This is a genomic window from Frigoribacterium sp. CFBP 13605, from assembly GCF_014839405.1.
Classification (GTDB): domain Bacteria; phylum Actinomycetota; class Actinomycetes; order Actinomycetales; family Microbacteriaceae; genus Frigoribacterium.
In genome coordinates this window covers 1-321 of sequence record NZ_JACYNS010000234.1, presented here as the reverse complement: position 1 = coordinate 321, position 321 = coordinate 1, and the positions used below count along the sequence as shown (strand labels likewise).

The 321-nt window shown below is 78.8% G+C and carries 1 protein-coding gene; it reads left to right on the top strand.

Annotated features, from left to right (window positions below):
* On the top strand, positions 1-321 hold a 321-nt coding region (locus tag IFT36_RS16200; protein ID WP_374058406.1), incomplete at both ends, for a hypothetical protein.

Genomic DNA, 321 nt, shown 5'->3' with positions numbered 1-321 from the left:
CGTCCTCGAGGCCGAGCACTCCGACCTGCTGCACCGCCTCCAGGCCGCGACCGTCTCGGCCGTCGAGGCCCTCGCCTCGTCGGCCCGCGCGCTCGACGCCCGCGTCGCGCCCGTCCTGGACGACGCCGAGGAGGCGCTGGTCGCGACCGCCTTCGAGCTCGCCGAGGCGGTCCTCGGCTACGAACTGCGCGCCTCCGAGTCCGTCCATGACGGCCCGTACGGGGCCGACGCCACCGCCCGGGGCGCCGCCGACACGGTCGGCCCCCGCGAAGGACGGACCGCCCGTGCGGCCGTCGCCCGCGCCCTCGCCGTGACCGACCC